This window comes from Vibrio sp. SG41-7, assembly GCF_014164465.1.
GTDB lineage: Bacteria > Pseudomonadota > Gammaproteobacteria > Enterobacterales > Vibrionaceae > Vibrio > Vibrio splendidus.
Window position 1 is genome coordinate 1 of record NZ_JACJFF010000434.1, and the last position, 251, is coordinate 251.

Genomic DNA, 251 nt, shown 5'->3' on the forward strand with positions numbered 1-251 from the left:
CAATCAAATTTAAAAGTTCTCAATGTTTATCTTTCATTAGATAAACACAACAAACACATTCAAGTGTCTTGTATTCGAATCAATGTTTACATTGATTCACAATTGAGTCCGGCAAACAGTTATCAGGAATTAACCCTTCTTGATGACAACCAAAAACCTTGGTTAGTTGCCATACGCTTATTTGTCTTCACTTTTTAAAGTGAAAGCAAATAGAAACCCTTTCGGGTTGTATGGTTAAGTGACTAAGCGTA

At 33.5% G+C, this 251-nt stretch carries 1 protein-coding gene; it reads left to right on the forward strand.

What is annotated here, in order from left to right:
- A partial coding sequence (locus H5300_RS27795) for a hypothetical protein (RefSeq protein WP_220503602.1) occupies positions 1-198 on the forward strand: 198 nt, incomplete at its 5' end.
- Positions 199-251 lie beyond the last annotated feature (53 nt).